The sequence below is a fragment of the Paenibacillus illinoisensis NBRC 15959 genome, assembly GCF_004000925.1.
Taxonomy (GTDB): Bacteria; Bacillota; Bacilli; order Paenibacillales; family Paenibacillaceae; genus Paenibacillus; species Paenibacillus illinoisensis.
In genome coordinates this window covers 48,337-69,734 of record NZ_BIME01000005.1, presented here as the reverse complement: position 1 = coordinate 69,734, position 21,398 = coordinate 48,337, and the positions used below count along the sequence as shown (strand labels likewise).

Sequence of the window (21,398 nt, the reverse complement as noted above, 5' to 3'; positions counted from 1 at the left end):
TCCCCTAACTCTATCATTTATGATTCGCCATGATTTAACGTGTCACCTTCTAATGGCAAACGAAAAAAATCACATTTTAGTCCAACTATATATTTATTTCCATTTTATAACGAGGAAATCCAGTTATCCTTTGTCTTACCCGCGCAAATCTTCGAACTGGTTCTCAATCATTTCCCGTTCCGTTCGTTCATAGGCATTCCGAAACTTCAGCCACTGCTCCGTTTCCTCATCCTCATAAATCGTCCATATATCCGAAAAAAGAAAATCACGCAACTGGACAACTTGTCCGGCCCATATGCCACCGACCCAGAACAAACCGTCCGGTCTGCGAATGACTGTACGCGAAAAGCCGGGCGTAGATGCCTTTTGTCCAATTCGGATTCGAGTGATCATATTGCCAAGTGTAAACCATTCCAACTGGAATCCCTCCCTATTTCATCATGCTCCATCATAACATAGGCCTTGCTCGAAAGCTGTACCAGCTGCTCTGCGATTCAATTCGCTTCTATGGGTGTAATGGTTCCTCAAAGCAACCATTCACCTATTAAGGAGATGATTTAAATGAACGAGCCACACAAAACGGTAGAAGTAGAACGGAAAGATATCCAGCAAAAATCGGATTCCAGCATGGTCGCCTCCACTTTTATTAAATATGCGGCTTATGTACTCATTTTTTTCGGCTTCCTGTACTTTCTCGTCAAATATGTATTCCCTAAATTTTAATCATTCATATTCGGGTCAACCCAGGGAATGCTAACACGTGCAGGATTACAACGTTTAGGGTTTGGGTAACTACGGGGTAAGAACCTTAGAAAATATCAGCACAATAATACATGCAGTCAATCACATTTAATTCCTGAAAGGAGCTGCTACTTATGACAGACAGACCGATTAGTAATGACGAAAGCGACCGTTATTATGACCGATATCAGAGGTCCCGCGATATTCCACCCGAAACAGAAGTACCCGCGGGCGATATGGATACATTTGACGAAGTGTCCGGAAGACGAATTGAAACCGATGAGACGTACCTGCCTCCTGTAGCTGCAACGGCGGTAGAGGATGATGAGCTCGAATCACGTTTGGCAGAACCTGCACTGGAATCTGTACCTGATGCCGATCTGCTGCAGCCGAATAGCCCGGTGGACCCCGCTGCACCTGATCCGGATGCCCTTCATGGTACTGATCTTCTCAACGGTGCGGGAGCGGGTGCCAAACCGCAGGACAACATTCTTCCACGAGGTTAAGATTGGCAAACTCCCTTGCGTCGTGAATAAGGAGGTGCAGCATAATGAAGGATGACCACCATAAGCATGTTGAGACGCCGGATAATTTGGTAACCGAACGGGACATCGACCCTGATTTCGGGCTATTTACGGAAGATTCATTTCCGGATGCTCTGGAAAAAGAGGATCAGCTTGATGCTGTTGAACATGCCATTCCGAAGGAGAAATCCGATTCTGAAGAATGATACACCTTTTTTATGAAATGAATCAGGCTGAACAATTGGGAAATCTCTCATGAAGAGGTTTCCCTTTTTAAATGTATATTACTTGCCCACATATATAGTCATATCAAAAAGATGGCTGCTGTATTGCTACAGCGCCATCTCTCCTTAAGATCCATCTATCGATCTGCTGTTACCGCTTTCTTCGATGCTGATTTTCCTGAACCCGGAAGCTTATGCTCCAAGCCAGACCATTTGGCTACAATCGCTGTGATTAACAGCGCCAGTCCATTGATGATAAAAATCCAGCGAATAGGCAGCCATCCACCAAGAATACCACCAATGATGGGACCTGCCATCGTACCGATCTGGGAGGCCGACTGATTCAGGCTAAAGGCCCTTCCTCGGAAGCCCGGGTCCGTCGCCTGCACAATCATGGCATTGATGGCCGGGAACACAGCCGCGAAGAACAACCCGTATACAAACCGCAAAACACCAAAACCGATATAACCTGTCGTGAAAAACTGCAGCAGATTCCCCACTGCCCCACCGACGAGTCCAATAATCAACACTTTGCCGTAACCGATGCGCTGACCAATCTTCCCCCATCTCGGTGCCATAATGACGGTAGCTATACCTACCGCTGAGAAAATAATACCTGAGCTGAGTGATGCCCGGTCCGGCTGAATACCCATCTCCATGACATAGACCGTGAGCAGCGGCTCAAGAATCATGACGGAAAAGGTACAGATGCCCATCATGCCCAGCACAGTAATAAACAGACGATTCGCTCTGGCTTCACGGATATCATCCATGACATGGGAACGCGGCTTGTTGCGATTGAAATTCTCCTCTTTTACCCAGAAGGTCGCGATTACCGCAGAGACGAGCACCACAATGGCTGAGAATAAAAAAGCATTTCGATTGCCGTAGTAGTGACTCACCACACCGCCAATTAGCGGACCAATAATCCCGCCCGTAGCTCCAGCCGTGGACATGATACCCAGCGCGTATCCGGTCTTCGCTTCTGGTGTATTGGTACCCACAAGGGCAATTGCAGCCGGAACGAAACCAGCCAGCAATCCCTGGAACAGCCGGACTACGATGAGTGAATATGGGTCCTGTACAAAATAATTGATTAAATACAAAACCGCAAGGCTGTATCCCGACCGGATCAGCATCGGCTTGCGTCCGTATTTGTCTGCCAGGGAACCCCAGAACGGAGACACCAGTGCACTGGCCAGAAACGTGATGCCAAAGGCCAGCCCTGACCAAAACTCCAGGTGATCACGAACACCGAGATCGCCGCTCAGAAACAAGGGCAAAAACGGGATGGAGATTGAATATGCGGTGCTGCAAAAAAATACACCAATCCACAAAATCACCAGATTACGCTTCCACGAGAAGTTCATATACCCACACGTCCTTTCCGTTACTGACGCCCGGGACTGCCGTGGTTTGGAGCGGACGGAACAGACCCGTACGTCCCTGCTGCGGAAGCATTTTCCTTATTTTACACCTATGCTCCCATGAAGACCATCCCTGGCACCTGCAAAAGCAAAGCTTGGATTGCCTTCCTGTCCCAAAAAACGGTATGATAGTTGATGGATTATCCCAAAATAATTCCGTTGAATCACATTAAGCAGAGATGCAAGGGGGAACATTCTCATGTCTTTACGATGGAAAAAAACAACTGCTGCATCGCTGATCATGGCGCTGCTGCTTATTGTTATTAGCGGCTGTGGACGCCCTTCGAGCAGCGCTACGGAACCCGTTCCGGCTCCGCCTGAAGGTCAAAATCCGGTAGCCACGATTGAAATGCAGGACGGGCAAAAAATCGTGATCGAACTCTATCCGGACATTGCGCCCAACACGGTATACAATTTCATCTCGCTGGCCAATCAGGGCTTCTATGATGGCTTGATATTCCACCGCGTTGTTCCGGGCTTCATGATTCAAGGTGGAGATCCGAATGGTAACGGGACAGGCGGCCCCGGATATGCCATTAAGGGTGAATTCACATCCAACGGCCACAAAAATAATCTGAAGCACACACGTGGGGTTATCTCCATGGCGCGGGAATCCGGAAAACTCGATTCAGCTGGTTCCCAATTTTTCATCATGGCAGCAGACGATGAGAATTTAGATGCTCAATATGCCTCTTTTGGCAAAGTCACAGAAGGTATGGATGTGGTGGATAGCATCGTTAATCAGCCTACTGAAGGAGTAAAACCGGTTACCGATCAAGTTATGAAAAAGGTGACCGTGGACACGCATGGACTGGAATATCCTGAACCTGTTAAAATGCCTGAGTAATAAGCCTTCAGGTACATTCCAAACAAACAAAAGCTCTGTCTTGCGATAAATACGCAAGGCAGAGCTTTATTTAATGATAGCGTTTACATATGAGGTTTTAAAAAAAGCCCTCTACGCATTATATATGCAGCAGCTCTGCAACCCGCTGATCTCACAACATCCACCCCAACAAACGGAACCAGCCAATAATCGCAATCCATAGCGGGCAGCTGAAGGCAATCCCCCATGCAAGCCCTTTCAACATGCTGCGGTCAACTTCCACGAACAACGACTCCTTTCTCCAGGGAATAGTCGCAGTATCGGTAATACTATATGATTTTATACCCGTTTTCATTCGTCACGGAACAGCTGATTTCCTTCTTTTCTTGACTCGTTTCATGGAATGGATACCGGGAACCTGATATACTATGACTACGGATCGAAACAGGGAACCTGATTTACGTTGGAGAGGAGAATTTTCCATGGCAAAATCCAAAAAACAACCTGCTGCCCCCAAAGCAGCTCAGGATAAACCAACGACGCTGAAGGATCTGCTCAGCAGCGACGTGCTGGAGAAGCTGAAGGCTCAAGCTGATGAAGCCAAGGCTGCCGAAGCCCAGCGCAAGGAAGAGGAACGCCAGCAGGCAGAAGAAGCTCGTAAAGCGGAACAGAAGCGACGGGATAATGACTTCGAGTATTTATTGAATAACAGCTCGCTGGACTGGAAGAAACATAAATAACATTTCAGCAAGCGATTCGCATATTAGACGTCATTTCAGATTTAGATGCAGGACCGATTATCGGTCCTGTTTTTTTTGGTTGGACAAGTATGAAGGAATCTGATTCACCTCCCTTGTGCCGGGTATGTAGAGATAGAGAGTAACACTGAAATTTTATGGACGTGGAGGGATCAGGATGAGTGAACAGCGTTTGAAAGGAAAAGTGGCGATTGTGACCGGTGGTGGTTCTGGTATTGGGCAGGCTACCGCGATTCGTTTTGCAGAGCATGGAGCCAAAGTCTACATGCTGGACCGTACGCCAGAGAAAGCGGAAGAAACGAAGCAGACCATTGAGAAGGCTGGCGGCGAAGCTTATGTGATCGAATGCGATATCTCCAAACCGGACCATGTGCAAAAAGCTATTAATCAGGCTGCGGCTGAAGCCGGCAAACTGGATATTGTATTCGCCAATGCCGGGATCAACGGCACCATGGCGCCGATTGAAACGATGGAACCGGAAGACTGGGACCAAACGATGGAGATTAATATGCGCGGCACGTTTGCAACCGTCAAATACGCCATCCCCCATCTGAAAGACCGTGGAGGCAGCATCATCATCACCAGTTCGATTAACGGTAACCGGGTATTCTCAGGTATCGGATTCTCTGCATACGCTTCCAGCAAAGCCGGGCAAACCGCTTTTACGAAGATGGCTGCACTCGAACTTGCCCGTTACAAGATTCGTGTCAACGCCGTATGTCCTGGTGCCATCGACACCAATATCGATGACAACACCTATCCTTCAGATGATCTGAAGGATGTACAGATCCCCGTGGAATTCCCGGAAGGCCATGAACATCCGCTCAAGGGTGAACCTGGTACTTCAGAACAGGTAGCCAACCTGGTGCTTTTCCTGGCTTCCGACGAATCTTCCCATGTCACGGGTACACGAATCTACGTGGATGGTGCAGAATCCCTCCTTCGGGGATAAGTTATCCGCCCCATCGCATTGAGTTCAATAAACCAATCATCCCGCATGTCTCCTGAGCTTCAGGATACTGCGGGATTTTCATTGTTCTCCTTTTGCCAATCACACTGCGGAACTTCTCTCCTTCTTCACCCGGTTCCTCACTCGCTCCGGAATGGCGAAGAACAGCACGTACATGAGCGAAAACAACACGGCTGCCAGTACTTCTTCCCCCAAAATGTATAACGGGTACGGTCCCAGAAGATCCAGCACGGATGCCGTCTCCGGTTTATGACGAAGAAACATATAGTTGGCTTCCAAAAGCACATCCATTCCATATACAATCAGCGCCGCCACATTAACAAAAACCATCGAACCCACAACTGATCTCCAGCTTGGACGAAGCTGTTCTACCCAGGTCATATAGAGCAAGGCAAGTATAATACAGGCATGAGCCGTAAAAAATTGAATAAAACGAAAATGTGGAACGGTATAACCGAGGTTTGGAGTTACAATCGCCATCAGCGCACCTGCAATCCCTGCCAATAATAATGCTGAATGCAGCATACGACTGCGTGTTAACAGCAGCACGGCCGACAACAACAGGGACAGACTGCACAGCTCCAGCGGAAGCGATGTCCTCACACTCCACACCCCGCCGTAGACATACCATAACTGAAGCAGCACTTCACAACCTATCATAAAGATGGCTAAAGTGATTCGCAGCACCCTACGTGTGCGTTCCGGCCATGATCTCAAGTGGTTTCTAAACAGGTACAGCAGGATAATCACCATTGCCGTGCAGGCTATCGCCCATATGTGTGGATTCGAAAACATGATAAAAGGCCGTTCATCATAAGGGTCAAGCCACTGGGGATATCCCATGTTCTTCTCCTTCCCATCACAAACAGTGATACCTTGAAATGTAATATTTTTCATTTTGGCATTAATCGAAGTGAAAGTCTATCCATTGAATGTTTGCAGATATGTATTGCGTTCTAATTATCTTTATGTTAAGATAAATTCAGAACAAAACAAACAAAAAGTTAGCCACTTAATAAAAGTTAAATAACACTTTACACATAATCAAGAATACCCCATCCCAATTACTCAGGAGGAATTAACAATGCAAATCAAAGGACTTCACCACGTATCCGCACTGACCGCACATGCCGCTGAAAACTATCGTTTTTATACCGATGTCATGGGCCTTCGCCTAATCAAAAAAACAGTAAACCAGGATGACGTTTCCGTGTACCACCTTTTCTATGGAGATGAAAAAGGCAATCCCGGCACGGAGCTAACCTTCTTCGAAATTCCGATGGCCGGACAAACACGTGAAGGCGTGAACAGCATCTCTGCAACATCGCTGCGCGTTCCGAGTGATGCTGCACTCCAGTATTGGATCAAACGTTTTGACGAGTACGAAGTACCTCACGGTGAAATTACGAATCGTGGTGGCCGTGCAACACTCTCATTTACTGATTTTGAGAACCAGCGTCTGATCTTGGTGTCTGATGAGAACAACACAGGTGTACCTGGGGGCAAACCATGGGATCAGAGCCCGGTACCAGCTGAATACGGTATTGTCGGTCTTGGTCCTGTTCACCTCACCGTTCAGGATGCATCGTTGACGGCAGCTGTTCTCACGGAGCTGCTTGGATTCCGTCAAAAAGGAACCTACCCTGCTTTTGTTGCAGGTCAACCAGATGTACTTGTATTCGAATCCGGTGAAGGAGGCAGTGGTTCCGAGGTCCATGTCGAGGAGCGTAATGACTTGCCGATCGAGAGACCAGGACGTGGCAGCGTACACCATGTTGCTTTCCGGGTGGATAATGAGGAAGAATTGAAACAATGGGTAGAACGTGTTCGCAACTTCAGCTTCCCTAATTCCGGCTTCGTCGATCGCTTTTACTTCCGGTCCCTGTACTTCCGTGAAGCCAATGGCATTCTATTCGAGCTTGCAACCGACGGTCCTGGTTTCGATACGGATGAAGAGCTGGCTCATCTTGGGGAGTCCCTGGCACTGCCTCCATTCCTTGAAGGTCGCCGTGCAGAGATTGAAGCAAATCTCAAACCGCTCGATACTGTAATTCGGTAATGTCGTTTGATCAACATGATTCGCACTGAATAAACGTAAAAACGATTATCACAATGTGTGCTATGGATTTGATCCAGCAACATCATCGTTGATAATCGTTTTTTACGTCTATTTTATTTAACCAAATACGATGTTGTAAGAGGCACAAACAGCGATGAACCTGGATCTTCTGAAACAATCTCAACAAAAACAGCTTCTGTGCCTGATACATCCACGTCCAAGCTTACCAAACCGCTTCCCGGCGATATACTTAGCTTTTTGAGAACCGTATTGTCCTGGTTGATTACCTGTATCTCCTGATTACCAACAAGAGCGGCCAATTCCAGATGCAGGGAAGAATACTTTTTGCCCGTCATGATCTGGAAGTCGTCCCCTTGCTTCACGGAATCGGTATGCAGATATACATCTTTGTAATCCTTGCCTTTGTAAGTAGTCTCCGCAGGATCTTTGGTATGCCATGCAGTAGATCCCAATACAGTTGTTCCAAGTGTACTTAGTGTTACTTTATCGTTTGTTACTGGCCCGGTTTCATTTTTTCCACCAATCAGGACGGATGAAGTTGCACTGTCATAAGTGATCTCTGTCCCAAGCAATGATCCCACCGCACGCACAGGCAAATAAGTCGTTCCGTTGTAAGTAATCGGCAATACCGTTTTGCCATTGGCATCTTTGGCTGTTACCGTTGTCCCATTTAATTTCAGAGATATCTTGCTGTTCAAATACGCTTTAATCGGTTCCAGCCCCGTTGCTGCAAGTGCCCCAGTGCCGATGCCCAGTGTTAATGTACCCACCATTAAACCCAAAACAACCTTCTTCCTCATGAATGATCCCTCCTGAAAGGATGAAATAGATAAGTTCCATCCTTTATACATTTAAACGACTAAAGTGCTTGTGTCAACCATTTCATGGTAAATTCCTGAAATAAAATTCGATTTTGGATAACACAAAGCGAGGCTAAAGGTGCATCATTTTTTCAGCCTCACCCGTTTCCCTCCGGCATTCAGACCTTAGGGACCTATTTTTTTGCCATGCTTCTCAGCTATTCTGCGCTTCTCTGATTACTTCCGTTCAATCAAAAGATTCATAGTACTCATCTTCATACTCTTCTGTGCTGTATTCCAATTCCACAGCTTGCCACTCGCCATCTTTATAGTCATAGGCAAAGTTAAGATCACCGTCATACAAGCCCATACCGTATGCACCTGATGCCGACACAACCAACTTGCCATTCTCCACACTGTAATATACAACACCGCCGAACTTGAGCTCACCGTTATACACGCCATCGCTCGTCTCTTCCTCCATCAGAGAGGGCTCTGCATGAACACCATCAACGGTAACATTGATCGTCACCTGCCCCGGTGCAACACTGACTTTCGAATGTACATGCTGCTTGACAATGTCATCCAGTGATTGCATCTTCATCTCTTCTAGCGTATCCGGATCTATGATGTGTGCCTGACCCAAATAAATACCTGTCCCGTGTCCGGCAGTGAAAAGCACGATAATTTCCTTTTTGCCATCTCCATTCAAATCCAGTTCGTGCACTTCGGGTTTGTAGGACCCGCCTTCTCCTTGCCATTTGCTGAATTCTTGTGTTTTGCCGTTCACTTCCAGCACCATTCCGTTATATATATATCCTGAACCCTCCAATTTCATGGGGTACAGTCTTACGTTCTCATTTTCGGGAGCAACTGAGATGTCTTCCTCCTTGACGGAGGTTGCTTCTTTCGTTGTAAAAGCTGTTTCATTCATTGTTTCTATATTGGAAGCCACGACCCCTGAAGTCTGGCTGGATTGATCATCTATGTTAAGCTGTTTTTGTTCATTGGAGGTTCTGGCAGCTGAAGTTGTACTAATGGTAACAACCGCCAAAACGATCATCAGCAGGATACCTGTCCAAGTTTTCAATATTCTGGGCTCCTTCTTTTAAAAATGGAATACTACAACTATTATATCGTCATTTATCGCCCAGTCGTTGCGATTTTGTTAATGTTTCATAAAAAAAACTTTACAAACCTCAAAATTTGCGAAAGAATGTTCGGGTTTATCCATATAAAGAAAAAAACACTCCGGACACAGCTTATGGCTGCATCCGAAATGCTTTAGTTTTATCCATCAAACGATTCGTTAATTCTCTCAACTCTTCAGCGGAAGAGGAGATTTCCTCCATGATTGCCGTCTCCTCATGAGCGGCATCCATAATCCGTCTGGCCTCGTCCGAGAACGAGCCGGCTTTTCCTTGAATTTGTTTCACGTGACCATGCGTCCGTTCAACCCGAACGGTCTGCTCTGCAATTTTGGAGCCGATCTCATGAGCGCCTTTCATGAACACCTCAACCGTTCCCGTCAGCTCCTGCAGAGTCTGATCGACGTTGATGGTACGCTGGGACTCATTCACGACAAGCCCGTGCTGCTCATGAATCAGCTGTGCTGTATCGCGGATACGCTGCTGAACACGACTGATCAATTCGTTAATCCGGTGAACCGATTGTGTACTCTCGTCCGACAGCTTGCGAATCTGTTGGGCAACTACAGCAAAACCAGCTCCCTCTTCCCCTGCACGCGCTGCCTCGATGGATGCATTAAGGGCAAGAAGCGCTGTCTCCTCAGCGATGTTTTTGACCGATTGCGTAATGGCTTCAATATCCGAAGCTTCCTTCTCCAGAAGCACCATGATGTCACGGGAACGATTATGCGATACGGTCAGCTCGTCCATGCCTTTCATCAGATACGAGAAAGTCTGCTTCGTTTGATCAACCGACCGTTCCATTTGCCCTGACATCTCTGTCATTCCGATCGATTGGGTATGCATGCGCTGAAAATCATTCAACATCTCATCTGCGGTAATCAGTGATTGCTGTGAGGTCACTTTTTGTTCCTCTACCCCTACGGCAATGTGATCCACCGCTTCCGACATCATTTCGATCTGTTCGGCTGCCTGGGTAATGGCTTCACTCAGCGATTGCGCATTCTGTGAGGTCGTACGCGTACTATCCGAAATATCGTTTACAATACTTCTTAGATTAACGACCATCGCGCGAAATGCGTCATATAAAACGGCAAGCTCGTCCTGTGTACGGCGCTCCGGAATTTCAGCTGTTAAATCCCCTGAGGAAACTTGCTGAGCTGCCTTGGACAGGTGAACAATTGGGCGTGTCAGCCAGCGTGAGGCAAACCATCCCAGAATTCCGTTCCAGCATACCCCTAGTATGAGTACTAAGGTGATATACAACCAGCTTGGCATGGAGAAAGAGAGCCAGTCCTGGAGGAAGAATATAAAAAAGCCGCTAGTCCCGTATGTAATAATCGAAATGAGTACCAGACCTGCGACTGTCTTTGCGCCTAAAGTCCATTTCATGCTCACACCTCGTAGTCCTTTTTTCCTATTTTACCAATCATCGACCAAAAAACATGTGATCTACATCACTGAAAACGCTGAATCAGGAACCCATCTTGTCCTGCACGAATACCTTTTCATCCTTGTGGTGCATAATTTATAAGATAAGTTTGTTACACTTCGATTCACCCAGTACCACGCCAGGTTAAACCCCCTAATTTTAATTATTATCGGCAACTTGGGTAAAATCATTTAGCCTGGCATCCATTTTGCTTAAATGATATACTGAGTGCGCTTCGGCATCGCCGGAGCTGACCTATTTTTGGATGCCACTGGAGGCGAAAGAAATGTCTACAATGTCCACACGGACGGAGAAAGATTTTATTGGTGAAAAAGAAATTCCTGCTTATGCCTATTACGGTATACAGACGGTGCGGGCCGTGGAAAACTTCCCGATTACCGGCGTACCTGTGCACCGGGAGCTAATTACAGCCCTCGCTGCCGTGAAGAAGGCTGCCGCAATCACGAATATGGAGCTGAAGATGCTGCCGCCGAAAATTGGCGATGTCATCGTGATGGCCGCTGAAGAAATGATGAAAGGTCATCATCTGGATCATTTTATAGTTGACTCCATTCAGGGCGGTGCAGGCACCTCCATGAATATGAATATGAATGAAATTTTGGCCAATCGCGGACTGGAACTGCTGCTGCAAAACAAAGGGGACTACTTCCATTGCAATCCCAACAACCATGTGAATATGTCCCAATCGACCAATGATGTCATTCCAACGGCACTGCGGATCGCAGCGTATCGGTTGTCTGAAACACTGCTTGATACCATGCAGCGTCTGAAAGATGCCTTTCTAAAAAAAGAACTGGAGTTCAATGATGTCGTCAAAGTAGGACGCACCCATCTCCAGGATGCCGTGCCGATCCGTTTGGGACAAGAATTCGGTGCCTATGCGCGTGTGCTGGGACGCGATATGGAGCGTCTTGAATTTGCGAATCGCCGCCTGCTGACGATCAACCTCGGAGCTACGGCAGTAGGAACAGGGCTCAATGCCAAACCGGAGTACATCGTTAAGGTCACGGAGCATTTGTCCGATGTTACCGGACTGAAGCTGCAGACGGCTGATGATCTCGTCGATGCCACTCAAAATACGGATGCTTATATGGAGCTGTCTGCTGCCCTCAAGGTATGCGCGGTCAACCTGTCCAAGATCTGTAACGATATTCGAATGATGGCTTCCGGACCGCGCGCAGGATTCAATGAGCTTCGTCTTCCGGCCCGTCAGCCCGGTTCTTCCATCATGCCAGGTAAGGTCAATCCCGTTATGGCCGAAGTGATCAACCAGGTCTCCTTCCAGGTCATGGGGAACGATCATACCATCTGCATGGCGTGTGAAGCCGGACAATTCGAATTGAATGTAATGGGTCCTGTCATCGCGTTCAACCTGCTGCAATCCCTGAAAATCATGAATAACGGAATTGACGTGTTCACCCGTTATGCTGTGGAGGAAATGGAAGCCAACCGTGAACGCTGTGCACTGATCATGAAGCAAAGCTTCAGCGTTATTACGGCACTCAACCCGCATCTGGGTTATGACGTGGCAGCATCCATTGTGAAGGAAGCTCTGAAAACGGGTGCTTCGCTCCAAGAAATCATTCTGGAACGCGGACTGCTCACCATAGAGGAGCTCGAAGAAATCATGCATCCGGAACAGATGACTACACCGGGCATTGCTGGTGAGCGTTTCCTGCACAATATGTAATGAGGCTTGACTGACTCGAATTCATCATGATTATGGATCAAAACAGAAGGCCCCTGCACACCGTTAATTCGGATGAGCAGGGGCTTTATGGTGTTATAACGCTGATGCTATAAGGATGAAGACATTAAGGCATGAAGGTTTATTTAACTCCAGCGCTTGCGCTCAAGCGAAGGCAGGATCTGCAGCTCCTCCCTGTACTTTGCCACCGTTCTGCGGGAGATCCTGATCCCCTCATCGGCGAGCAGCGCTGCCAATTGACTGTCCGAATACGGCCGGCTAACCTGCTCCGTACGGATGAGTTCCTTCAATCGAAGTTTAACCGCTGATGCAGAAGTGGGATCTCCACCTGCTGTCTCAATGCCTGTCGTAAAAAAGGACTTTAATTCGAATACCCCATGGGGGGTCTGAATATATTTCCCGCTAACGGCACGGCTCACCGTGGACTCATGCATGTCAATCCTCTCGGCAACGTTAGCCAGACTGAGTGGTTTCAGACCAGCGGGCCCTTCATGCAAAAAATGTACCTGCTCGCTCATCACTGCCGTGAGAACACGCATCAAGGTTCTGCGCCGCAGCTGCACACTGCGAACAATGGCTCTTGCCTCCGCTGCCCGCGCCGACCAGACTTCGTCTGGAGCTCCATGCCTGATCCAGTGGGAACATGCTTCATTCATGGATACATGAAGGTTCCCTGCCAAATGGAGCCCGATATAAATCTCGCTATGCCGCAGTTCCACCATGGCATCCGGAATAATGTAATGAGGACGCTCTTGGCATCCAATGGAACGACAGGGTTTGGGATCGAGCTGCGTAATGTAATTATACGCAGCCTGTGCCTCCCGTGAGGATATACCTAGCCTGGTTCCCGCTTTCCCCGGATGGAAGGGGACGAGTTCCCCCAGTCCGGCCTGAACCATTCGCTCGGCATGGACAACGGCTGACGAATCCCGGCGGATCTGTAGCAGCAAGCACTCATGTAAGCTGCGTGCTCCAACGCCTGCGGGATCCAGCGAATGAAGGATATCCAATCCTGCTTGCAGCCCATCCACAGAGATGCCGAGTACGGATGACAATTCAGCCAAATCTGTCTTCAGATAACCGTCGTCATTGACACACCCTGCCAAATATTCAGCTGTTACCTTCACCATAGGCGGGAGATCCAGCAAGCGAATCTGAGCAGACAGCAGCTGCTCAAGCGTTGGCTCAGCACTTTTCACCTGCAGCAACGGGTCATAGGAAGCGAACGTTCTCTGATTTCCTTTCCGCGGGAGGCGGACCAGCGGTGCAGCGTGCTCCTCCACTTCAAGTACCGGATTCTCATCGGCTGCTTCCTGCAGATAACGGTTCAAGTCCTGACCGGACAACGTCAGCAAATGAATGGACTGTTTCATCTCTGGCGTCATGGACAGCCGAACACGCTGTTCCTGAACCAGCTGCATCTCCAGCATGATTCTCCCTCCTTCTGCGCGGATTGGAATTTGATTTATATTTTCCGGAAAAAGAGTACAAAAGTAAATGCTTTACTACAAGCATCAGCCGCTGTACGCCTCAATACTTTTCGGAGACCAGCTTCGCTTGTGTAAAGAGCAGCAGATAATCTCTTCCTCCCGCTTTGGAGTCCGTACCTGACATGTTGAATCCGCCAAACGGATGCGTGCCAACCAAAGCACCTGTGCATTTCCGGTTAAAATACAAATTGCCAGCAAAAAACTCTCGTCTCGCCAGTTCCAGATGCGCACGATTTCGTGAAATGACTGCACCTGTTAAGCCATAATCCGTGTTGTTTGCAATATGAAGAGCTTCCTCAAACGTATCTGCCTTGATAAACGCGAGTACAGGTCCAAAAATCTCTTCCTGCGCAATTCGGGCCAGCGGGTCAACATCCGCGATAATCGTCGGTTCGATAAAATAGCCTTGAGCATCCCCTGTACCACCGCCCAACACAAGCCTGCCTTCGCCCTTGCCCACTTCGATATATTCATTAATCTTGGCATAAGCCTTGTCGTCAATAACTGGTCCTACATGACTGCCTACCTCGAGCGGACTGCCCATCGTGAGCTTCTTCGTACGCTCAATGACCTTTTGTAATACCTCATCATATACATCCTTATGAATAATGGCACGGGAACACGCTGAACATTTCTGTCCAGAGAATCCGAATGCCGAAGCGGTAATGGAGTCCGCAGCCAGTTCCAGATCACTTTCACCGTCCACAACGATGGAATCTTTACCGCCCATTTCTGCAATTACCCGTTTGATCCACTTTTGCCCTGGAGCTGTGCGAGCAGCCCGTTCGTTGATCCGCAGACCCACATCTCTCGAACCGGTGAAGCTGATAAAGCGAGTCAGCGCATGATCCACCAGATAATCGCCCACTTCGCTGCCCGGGCCTGGCAAGTAGTTCACTACGCCATCCGGCAATCCTGCTTCAGTGAGCAGTTCCATGAACTTGGCTGCGATCACCGGTGTCGTGCTGGCCGGCTTCAGGACAACTGTATTACCCGATACGAGCGCTGCAGAAGTCATGCCAGCCATAATGGCCAGCGGGAAGTTCCAAGGTGGAATGACAACCCCCACGCCAAGCGGGATATAGGTTAGTTCATTATCCTCGCCTGCAATCCGGGTCAGAGGCTGAGGTTCACTGAGACGCTGCATTTCTCTTGCATAGAACTCCATAAAATCAATGGCTTCCGCTGTATCTGCATCTGCCTCCGGCCAAGTTTTGCCTGCTTCATACACCATCCATGCAGAGAATTCATGCTTGCGCAGGCGCATAAGCGCAGCTGCTTTGTACAGATATCGCGCGCGTTCGTTCGGATCTGTATGTTTCCAGGTACGGAATGTTTCTGCTGCTGCCTGAATCGCCTGCTCTGCCAGCTCCTGATCTGCCTGAAAAATCGTCCCGATCACCTGTTCCTTAGCCGCCGGGTTAACGGAGGTTAACGTGCGACTGCTCGTTATTTTCTGCCCACCGATAATCATGGAATATTCCTGTCCGAGCTCAGATTGCACCTTGCGAAGTGCGCTCTCAAAGGCTTCCTTGTTCGCTGGTACAGCAAAGGGCGTAAATGGTTCGTTAACAAAAGGGATATTCATGAATAATTCCTCCTTCAGGATGTTGGAATCGCTGGCTGCTCGCCTGATTTACCATGCTATTTCACTCTCACCCAATATATGTAGCAAGATCCGTGCCAACTCCGATGAAGAATGAATATTTTAATAAAATAAATGATCTGGCACGATTCTTGCTTCATTAAACGGCTATAAGAAGCATGATCCCTAAGGAGGAAACTGGCGTGAGTATTGGAACGGAAATGTATCGTAAAACACTGCTGACCGTTGCAGGCAATAAAGCTGTGGAGAATCTGTCCATCAAATACGGCAAAAAGCTGGCAGGCAAGTTTATCGCTGGCAGCACACTGGAGGAGGCACTGGAGGAGATTCGGGTCCTTAACAACAAAGGCATTATGGCAACACTGGATCATCTCGGGGAAGGCATCACAAGGTTGAGCGAGGCTGCCCAGTATCGTGATGAATATATAAGACTCGTGGAAGGCATAGCTCGCCAAGGAGCAGACTCTAACGTATCCCTGAAGCCAACCCAGATGGGCCTTACGCTCGACCCGGAGGAGGGTTACCGGAATATCCGATCCGTAGCGGCACAGGCGAAGCTGCATGATTTGTTTGTCCGAATTGATATGGAGGACAGCCCATTCACCCAGGCTACGCTGGATATTGTCCGCCGCTTGCATGCAGAAGGACTTGATAACACAGGAACTGTACTGCAAGCCTATCTGTATCGTACCGAACAGGATACACGGGACATGATTCGTGAAGGCATTCGGCTTCGCCTCGTCAAAGGCGCTTACAAAGAGCCCGCAGCCGTAGCATATCAGAATGCTTCCGAAGTCATTGATCAATTCAAATCCATGATCCGCCAGCATCTGGATCAGGGTGTTTACACAGCGGTCGCTTCGCATGATGATCACATTATCTCGTGGACTAAACAGTATGCCAAGGACCGTGGTATATCCCCAGATGCGTTTGAATTCCAGATGCTGTACGGGCTGCGCATGAGCGAACAGGAACGACTTGCACGGGAAGGTTATCGCATTCGCTGTTATGTACCCTATGGAACGATGTGGTATCCGTATTACACTCGCCGCCTTGCCGAGAAGCCGGCCAATCTCTGGATGGTCGTCAAAAACATGTTTAGATAATCGACTTCCCTACTCATATGGAACCATGTGATCCCTGTTTTCTCAGGTCGCATGGTTTTTTTATCCCACTCTCTCTTATGTTCCCCTTCTACACCACAATGTCTAAAAAATAAGAAACCCCAAATTGAAATGTCCAATATTTAAGACACTAATGAATGTTCAACAAATAGTGACCACCAGCTTGGTGTCATATAACTTCACCTCCCTATGACTTCAAATGCTCAGACTATTTAGGAACAGTTGCGTAGAGAAGCAACATATCCGTATGTAAGCGTATACTAATCTAATTACTTTATATATTATTTAATCCTCCTTATAACACCTACACCTCATGTCAAAAAATATATACACAACTTATTTGTGCCGCTATAATAGGGCTAACCATTCTTTATCGTTAAGATCACTTTATTGCTGCTCAACGATTCGCATTGCAAGTCATGGCACACAAGTGTCGTCTCTGATTATCATGCTCGAACCCGAGGTGAAACGGATGAAACATTTGCTTCCAGATGTAATGTCCCTTCTGCGGACAGACCTGAGTATTCTAACAGATAGTACGAACATGCCTGTTATTTCTTCGTCTACTGCACTGCCCGAAGCCATTCCCTATTTTAGCGAAAGCCCCCACCTGTTGATCCAGGATGAAGGCTCCCCTGTTGGATATATTGAAGTAACTGATGTTTTGCAGCACATGCTGCATGCCTATCGCCTCATGGAGGCTTATTTTGAAACCACCATTGAAACGGCAGGTACAGCCCTTACCCTGATTAATGAAGAAGCCAAGGTGGCTTACTGGACTACGGATGCAGAGCGTGTTTTCTCGATTAACAAAGAAGACATTATCGGACAGCCGGCAGCAGACTTCTTCCCGCCTGATCGGCTTCAATCGCTCAAAACGTTGTACACGGGCGACACGGTCTACCGTAAACAGCACCAGCCCCGTCCGGATCTGTTCGCTCTCATCAATGCACGTCCAGTGGTTCTTGATGGACGTATCGTGGGTGCGGTAGCTGCCGAAGTGGACATAACAACTGAAATCCGCCTGCATCAGGAACTGTTACATATGACATCGAAAGTCCAGCACCTGGAGAAGGCCGTGGCGCGGCTTCGTCCGGATTCCGACCCGTTCGCGGGAATCAAAGGGAGTAGTCCGGTCATTAAACAGTGTCTCGAGACCATACGCAAGATTAGTAGTACTTCAGCCACCGTGCTCATACTGGGTGAAAGCGGAACAGGCAAGGAGTTGTTTGCCAAAGCCATTCATGACCTGCGCGAGTCGCCATCCGCCCCTTTTATCGCCATCAACTGCGGTGCCATTCCCGCTTCATTGTTCGAAAGTGAGTTGTTTGGTTATGAAAAAGGGGCATTTTCCGGTGCTGATCCCAAAGGGAAAAAGGGGAAAATTGAACTGGCCGAAGGCGGTACGCTCTTCCTGGATGAGATCGGCGAAATGCCGCTGGAATTGCAGGTGAAGCTGCTGCGGGTCCTTCAGGAAAAAAGCTACTTCCCTGTTGGCGGAACACGCATGAAACAGGCGAATTGCCGAATTATCGCTGCAACCAACCAGAATTTGATGGGCATGATTGCCAAAAACCAGTTTCGGGAAGATCTATACTATCGCCTGAATGTCATCAATCTCATCATCCCTCCTCTGCGCATGCGCAAGGAAGATATATATGAACTGACCCAGACGTTCCTTCAGGAGTTCTCCCTGCTCTATAACCGTCACATTGAACTCGTTCCTCCCGAAGTATTCAAGCTGCTGTTCAGCTACGAATGGCCAGGTAATGTACGAGAGCTTCGCAATGTGATAGAACGCATTACCATTCTTACAACGGATGGTGAGGTCAAGGCGGAATATTTGCCGGAATCCCTTACCTCATTGGTACAGCCTCACTCCTCCACGGCGGATGAGACTGCATTGCTGCATGTCATACCGGTACAACCTACGCTCTCATCAACAAGCGAATCTCCGGATACCATTGCCAAAGGAAACGAGAGCGAGTCCTTCGAAGTCTCCCCCCTGTCTTATCAGGAAAGGCTGGATTCATATGAAGCGAATCTCCTGCGTCAGTGTCTGATCTCGGCAGGTGGCAATAAGCGTACACTCGCTAGGCAGCTAGGCATCTCCAGAGCCACGCTCTATAACCGAATGAAGAGGCTTGGTCTATGACCAGCCTCTTCTGTATTTCATGATCCATTCCGTTTATAACACTCGTGCAAGACGAATCAGTGCGGTTCGCAAATGGCGGTAAAACGTGGCCCGGCTCATGGAGCAGGCCTGGGCTGCGGCCGTTGGGTTACCCGCATGAGTCCAGTAAGCTGCATAGAGGAGCATCTGATCCTGCTGGGAAATTCCGTGTGCGCGCCCCTCCAGAAGATCCAGCACGTGCATCTGCAGCTGTATCCCGTCTCTCACACCACTCACACGCGCAGCATACGTTTGCAGTTCACCCGGGGAGTGCAAATGCGCCAGCATTTTTCGCAGATCCGACTCAGACCACAGGACCCCATCCGCCCCCTCACTCGTTGCTTCATATGGCAACCTGCTCCCTTGTTTCTCGGGATCCAGCAAGGACATAACCCATTCTCCAAATAATCCATTTCGCAAATCCAGGTCCATGACATCAGCCTGATCCTCATATCGGTCACAGATACGTGTACGCGTTCTTCTCATCCGAAAACCGATGCTCTGTAAAAACAGCTTCAGATTCGGATTGGTCGCCACCAGCATGACTCTTGCTCCATCACCCAGAAGGGATAGCCTGTCCAGCGACATGTAGCCCACGAGCTCTTCACGTCTGTATCCGGGTACGTTATCACGGGCAGCAACCAGTACGGCAAAATGAGTATCCGTCTGATCCGGGTCACACGCGAGTTCCTGCGGGCTAAAGCATTCCTCCATTTCCGCCGGAAAATATCTTAACAGCATCTCACTGCTCTCCCGGTGGACAAGTACCGTAATAAACATGGCAATAGGCTCCCCGTTCTGATCACGCATCAGCACAATTCCTTCAGGGTAACGCTGTGCCAGCTCATCCAGAAATGGGCGATAAGGGTCAGCCTGCCACGGCTCCACACTGTATTCGCACCATTCCTCCAATAAGCTGTGCAGCAAGGGCAGGTCTCCTTCTCGCATGACCTCCAGGGGTGAAAAGAAGGCCTCCGTGGATACATCTGCATATTTCCGATGCTGAAGCATGGATTCCTGACAGAGCAGGAGCATTCTCCGGGCAATCTGCCGCTGCTCATGTGGTCCGGCCTGTGCATGCAGGGGCAGCAACAAGCTCGCGATACGTACCCGCATGGCTTGCAGCCGCTGCGGTTCACGCTGACGAAAGTCCCGAAGCAGATGTACTCTGGCCAGGTCATGCAGCGCCAGGCCATCCGGAACGGAGCGGATGAATGACATTCGTTTCAGCGCCAGATATTCGCCGAGCGTCACTTCCGTTTGCAGAACAGAGGATAACAATTCCTGATTGGCGGTTTCGAGCAGCGTGAGCACCTCAATCATGGGATGCAGGCTTGGAAGCGTCAATTCGAGCAATAAGCGCGCACTGATCATATAGGACAGCTCGGCCCATTCCGCAAGAGGTACGTTTCGCCGATGATCGGCAGCTTCCACCGCAAGGGCAAGTCCAAACGGATGCCCATCCGTCATTCGTGCAATCGTGCCTGCGATGCTGACATTCACCAGTCCTGCACCAGCTATGAACTCCGATACTTCTTCATTCGAAAAATGCTGAAGCGGCATCTGCACCAAGTGCTGCCTCAAGCGGGGATGCATTCGCCATGCCGTAGCCGGTTCGGATCGTGAGGCCAGTATGATCAGCACTCCACTGGAGGAGAGTTTATTGACGAAAACCTCCATAAACCAACTTTCCAGCAAAGCAAGTTCTTCATAGTTATCCACCGCAATGACCAGTCTCTTGTGAACCGACGTCTCACTCAATCGGCTAAGCGGGCGGAGAAGCCCTTCACTCCCCAGCGTTTCCAATCCCAAGGTCGAGGACAGATACTCCAGAAAGACCGCGGGGGTTGAACCACAGGATCTGCCATCCATCCATATGGACGTAGCCCCCCGATTACGTGATACCGACAACATCTCCGAGAGCAGGGAGGATTTCCCGATCCCTCCCATTCCCGTTACCGAAAAAATGGTCAAAGGTGCTTCCGGATGGTTAAACCAGCGATCTAGAATCATTAATTCCTTGACTCGTCCTACAAAACGTTTGCCACGGTCATAGTGTCTATCGCTTTGTACCTCACTACTGTTTCCCATTTGCGCCCTCCGTACTAGATACTGATAGTTTTACTCTAGCATTATCCAAATGCTCAATATCGCCATTCCCTTGCAAAATGAGACTATATTGAGACGCGCACTAACCTATGAAATGATAAAATCTTGAAGAAGGCTAAATTATTGATAGGTTCCAAACAGCATCATGCAAACGTTTAACACGGTATACATGCGCTTTATTTTCTATAATCTCTTACCATTGCATAAACTTAATTAACTGTTCCGCCAATCGAGCAC

General features: G+C 48.6%; 19 protein-coding genes. 10 read left to right on the top strand and 9 right to left on the bottom strand.

Annotation, left to right across the window (positions count from 1 at the left end):
* Nucleotides 1-135 precede the first annotated feature (135 nt).
* On the bottom strand, nt 136-417 hold the full coding sequence (locus PIL01S_RS14145; RefSeq protein ID WP_095288897.1) for a hypothetical protein: 282 nt from the start codon (nt 415-417) through the stop codon (nt 136-138).
* Nucleotides 418-561: 144 nt separating this feature from the next.
* Here PIL01S_RS14145 and PIL01S_RS29495 point away from each other — a divergent pair, with 144 nt between their 5' ends.
* The 3 genes from PIL01S_RS29495 to PIL01S_RS14135 all read left to right on the top strand — a co-directional run bounded on the left by PIL01S_RS29495 (nt 562) and on the right by PIL01S_RS14135 (nt 1,471).
* Nucleotides 562-723 carry a hypothetical protein gene (locus PIL01S_RS29495; protein ID WP_164764231.1) on the top strand — a complete coding sequence of 54 codons (162 nt, stop codon included), beginning with the start codon at nt 562-564 and terminating at the stop codon, nt 721-723.
* A 152-nt stretch (nt 724-875) separates the two neighbouring features.
* Nucleotides 876-1,247 carry a hypothetical protein gene (locus PIL01S_RS14140; RefSeq protein WP_127538051.1) on the top strand — a complete coding sequence of 124 codons (372 nt, stop codon included), beginning with the start codon at nt 876-878 and terminating at the stop codon, nt 1,245-1,247.
* Between the two features lie 44 nt (nt 1,248-1,291).
* On the top strand, nt 1,292-1,471 hold the full coding sequence (locus tag PIL01S_RS14135) for a hypothetical protein (protein ID WP_127538050.1): 180 nt from the start codon (nt 1,292-1,294) through the stop codon (nt 1,469-1,471).
* 155 nt (nt 1,472-1,626) lie between these two features.
* On the opposite strand, the gene PIL01S_RS14130 is transcribed toward PIL01S_RS14135, so the two are convergent.
* Complete coding sequence (locus PIL01S_RS14130; protein WP_127538049.1) at nt 1,627-2,859, bottom strand: MFS transporter; 1,233 nt, start codon at nt 2,857-2,859, stop codon at nt 1,627-1,629.
* 256 nt (nt 2,860-3,115) lie between these two features.
* Between PIL01S_RS14130 and PIL01S_RS14125 the strand changes: the two genes are divergently transcribed.
* The 3 genes from PIL01S_RS14125 to PIL01S_RS14115 all read left to right on the top strand — a co-directional run bounded on the left by PIL01S_RS14125 (nt 3,116) and on the right by PIL01S_RS14115 (nt 5,452).
* Complete coding sequence (locus PIL01S_RS14125; protein ID WP_127538048.1) at nt 3,116-3,763, top strand: peptidylprolyl isomerase; 648 nt, start codon at nt 3,116-3,118, stop codon at nt 3,761-3,763.
* A 461-nt stretch (nt 3,764-4,224) separates the two neighbouring features.
* Nucleotides 4,225-4,482, top strand: a complete 258-nt coding sequence (locus PIL01S_RS14120; RefSeq protein ID WP_110821486.1) for a YqkE family protein — start codon at nt 4,225-4,227, stop codon at nt 4,480-4,482.
* 175 nt (nt 4,483-4,657) lie between these two features.
* Nucleotides 4,658-5,452, top strand: coding sequence for an SDR family oxidoreductase (locus tag PIL01S_RS14115; RefSeq protein ID WP_127538047.1), 795 nt, complete (start codon nt 4,658-4,660; stop codon nt 5,450-5,452).
* 99 nt (nt 5,453-5,551) lie between these two features.
* On the opposite strand, the gene PIL01S_RS14110 is transcribed toward PIL01S_RS14115, so the two are convergent.
* Nucleotides 5,552-6,313: a YwaF family protein gene (locus tag PIL01S_RS14110; RefSeq protein ID WP_127538046.1), complete on the bottom strand. Its 762-nt coding sequence runs from the start codon at nt 6,311-6,313 to the stop codon at nt 5,552-5,554.
* 241 nt (nt 6,314-6,554) lie between these two features.
* Between PIL01S_RS14110 and PIL01S_RS14105 the strand changes: the two genes are divergently transcribed.
* A complete protein-coding gene (locus PIL01S_RS14105) occupies nt 6,555-7,529 on the top strand; it encodes a ring-cleaving dioxygenase (protein WP_127538045.1) in 975 nt (324 codons plus the stop codon).
* A gap of 113 nt (nt 7,530-7,642) precedes the next feature.
* Here the strand turns inward: PIL01S_RS14105 and PIL01S_RS14100 are convergent, their stop codons facing one another.
* The 3 genes from PIL01S_RS14100 to PIL01S_RS14090 form a co-directional block, all read right to left on the bottom strand.
* A complete protein-coding gene (locus PIL01S_RS14100; protein WP_127538044.1) occupies nt 7,643-8,350 on the bottom strand; it encodes a stalk domain-containing protein in 708 nt (235 codons plus the stop codon).
* Nucleotides 8,351-8,597: 247 nt separating this feature from the next.
* Nucleotides 8,598-9,440 carry a hypothetical protein gene (locus PIL01S_RS14095; RefSeq protein WP_127538043.1) on the bottom strand — a complete coding sequence of 281 codons (843 nt, stop codon included), beginning with the start codon at nt 9,438-9,440 and terminating at the stop codon, nt 8,598-8,600.
* Between the two features lie 172 nt (nt 9,441-9,612).
* The gene (locus PIL01S_RS14090; protein WP_127538042.1) at nt 9,613-10,890 is read right to left on the bottom strand and encodes a methyl-accepting chemotaxis protein; all 1,278 of its coding nucleotides are present in this window, start codon (nt 10,888-10,890) and stop codon (nt 9,613-9,615) included.
* Between the two features lie 326 nt (nt 10,891-11,216).
* Between PIL01S_RS14090 and PIL01S_RS14085 the strand changes: the two genes are divergently transcribed.
* Nucleotides 11,217-12,641: an aspartate ammonia-lyase gene (locus PIL01S_RS14085; protein WP_095288886.1), complete on the top strand. Its 1,425-nt coding sequence runs from the start codon at nt 11,217-11,219 to the stop codon at nt 12,639-12,641.
* 143 nt (nt 12,642-12,784) lie between these two features.
* On the opposite strand, the gene rpoN is transcribed toward PIL01S_RS14085, so the two are convergent.
* Both rpoN and pruA read right to left on the bottom strand, forming a co-directional pair.
* Nucleotides 12,785-14,089 (bottom strand): RNA polymerase factor sigma-54, encoded by a 1,305-nt coding sequence (gene rpoN, locus PIL01S_RS14080; RefSeq protein ID WP_127538041.1) that lies wholly within the window; start codon nt 14,087-14,089, stop codon nt 12,785-12,787.
* Between the two features lie 100 nt (nt 14,090-14,189).
* A complete protein-coding gene (pruA, locus tag PIL01S_RS14075) occupies nt 14,190-15,737 on the bottom strand; it encodes an L-glutamate gamma-semialdehyde dehydrogenase (protein WP_127538040.1) in 1,548 nt (515 codons plus the stop codon).
* A gap of 200 nt (nt 15,738-15,937) precedes the next feature.
* On the opposite strand from pruA, the gene PIL01S_RS14070 reads away from it, so the two are divergent.
* On the top strand, nt 15,938-16,861 hold the full coding sequence (locus PIL01S_RS14070; RefSeq protein ID WP_246058268.1) for a proline dehydrogenase family protein: 924 nt from the start codon (nt 15,938-15,940) through the stop codon (nt 16,859-16,861).
* Nucleotides 16,862-17,351: 490 nt separating this feature from the next.
* Nucleotides 17,352-19,034, top strand: a complete 1,683-nt coding sequence (locus PIL01S_RS14065; RefSeq protein ID WP_127538038.1) for a sigma-54 interaction domain-containing protein — start codon at nt 17,352-17,354, stop codon at nt 19,032-19,034.
* Nucleotides 19,035-19,067: 33 nt separating this feature from the next.
* Here PIL01S_RS14065 and PIL01S_RS14060 read toward each other — a convergent pair whose 3' ends face one another.
* Nucleotides 19,068-21,143: an nSTAND1 domain-containing NTPase gene (locus PIL01S_RS14060; protein WP_127538037.1), complete on the bottom strand. Its 2,076-nt coding sequence runs from the start codon at nt 21,141-21,143 to the stop codon at nt 19,068-19,070.
* Between the last annotated feature and the right edge of the window lie 255 nt (nt 21,144-21,398).

Bases quoted from the DNA above. Each gene is read 5' to 3' on its own strand.
- PIL01S_RS29495 (WP_164764231.1), top strand. From the start codon at position 562: ATGAACGAGCCACACAAAACGGTAGAAGTAGAACGGAAAGATATCCAG.
- PIL01S_RS14140 (WP_127538051.1), top strand. From the start codon at position 876: ATGACAGACAGACCGATTAGTAATGACGAAAGCGACCGTTATTATGAC.
- PIL01S_RS14135 (WP_127538050.1), top strand. From the start codon at position 1,292: ATGAAGGATGACCACCATAAGCATGTTGAGACGCCGGATAATTTGGTA.
- PIL01S_RS14130 (WP_127538049.1), bottom strand. From the start codon at position 2,859: ATGAACTTCTCGTGGAAGCGTAATCTGGTGATTTTGTGGATTGGTGTA.
- PIL01S_RS14125 (WP_127538048.1), top strand. From the start codon at position 3,116: ATGTCTTTACGATGGAAAAAAACAACTGCTGCATCGCTGATCATGGCG.
- PIL01S_RS14120 (WP_110821486.1), top strand. From the start codon at position 4,225: ATGGCAAAATCCAAAAAACAACCTGCTGCCCCCAAAGCAGCTCAGGAT.
- PIL01S_RS14115 (WP_127538047.1), top strand. From the start codon at position 4,658: ATGAGTGAACAGCGTTTGAAAGGAAAAGTGGCGATTGTGACCGGTGGT.
- PIL01S_RS14110 (WP_127538046.1), bottom strand. From the start codon at position 6,313: ATGGGATATCCCCAGTGGCTTGACCCTTATGATGAACGGCCTTTTATC.
- PIL01S_RS14105 (WP_127538045.1), top strand. From the start codon at position 6,555: ATGCAAATCAAAGGACTTCACCACGTATCCGCACTGACCGCACATGCC.
- PIL01S_RS14100 (WP_127538044.1), bottom strand. From the start codon at position 8,350: ATGAGGAAGAAGGTTGTTTTGGGTTTAATGGTGGGTACATTAACACTG.
- PIL01S_RS14090 (WP_127538042.1), bottom strand. From the start codon at position 10,890: ATGAAATGGACTTTAGGCGCAAAGACAGTCGCAGGTCTGGTACTCATT.
- PIL01S_RS14085 (WP_095288886.1), top strand. From the start codon at position 11,217: ATGTCTACAATGTCCACACGGACGGAGAAAGATTTTATTGGTGAAAAA.
- rpoN (WP_127538041.1), bottom strand. From the start codon at position 14,089: ATGCTGGAGATGCAGCTGGTTCAGGAACAGCGTGTTCGGCTGTCCATG.
- pruA (WP_127538040.1), bottom strand. From the start codon at position 15,737: ATGAATATCCCTTTTGTTAACGAACCATTTACGCCCTTTGCTGTACCA.
- PIL01S_RS14065 (WP_127538038.1), top strand. From the start codon at position 17,352: ATGAAACATTTGCTTCCAGATGTAATGTCCCTTCTGCGGACAGACCTG.
- PIL01S_RS14060 (WP_127538037.1), bottom strand. From the start codon at position 21,143: ATGGGAAACAGTAGTGAGGTACAAAGCGATAGACACTATGACCGTGGC.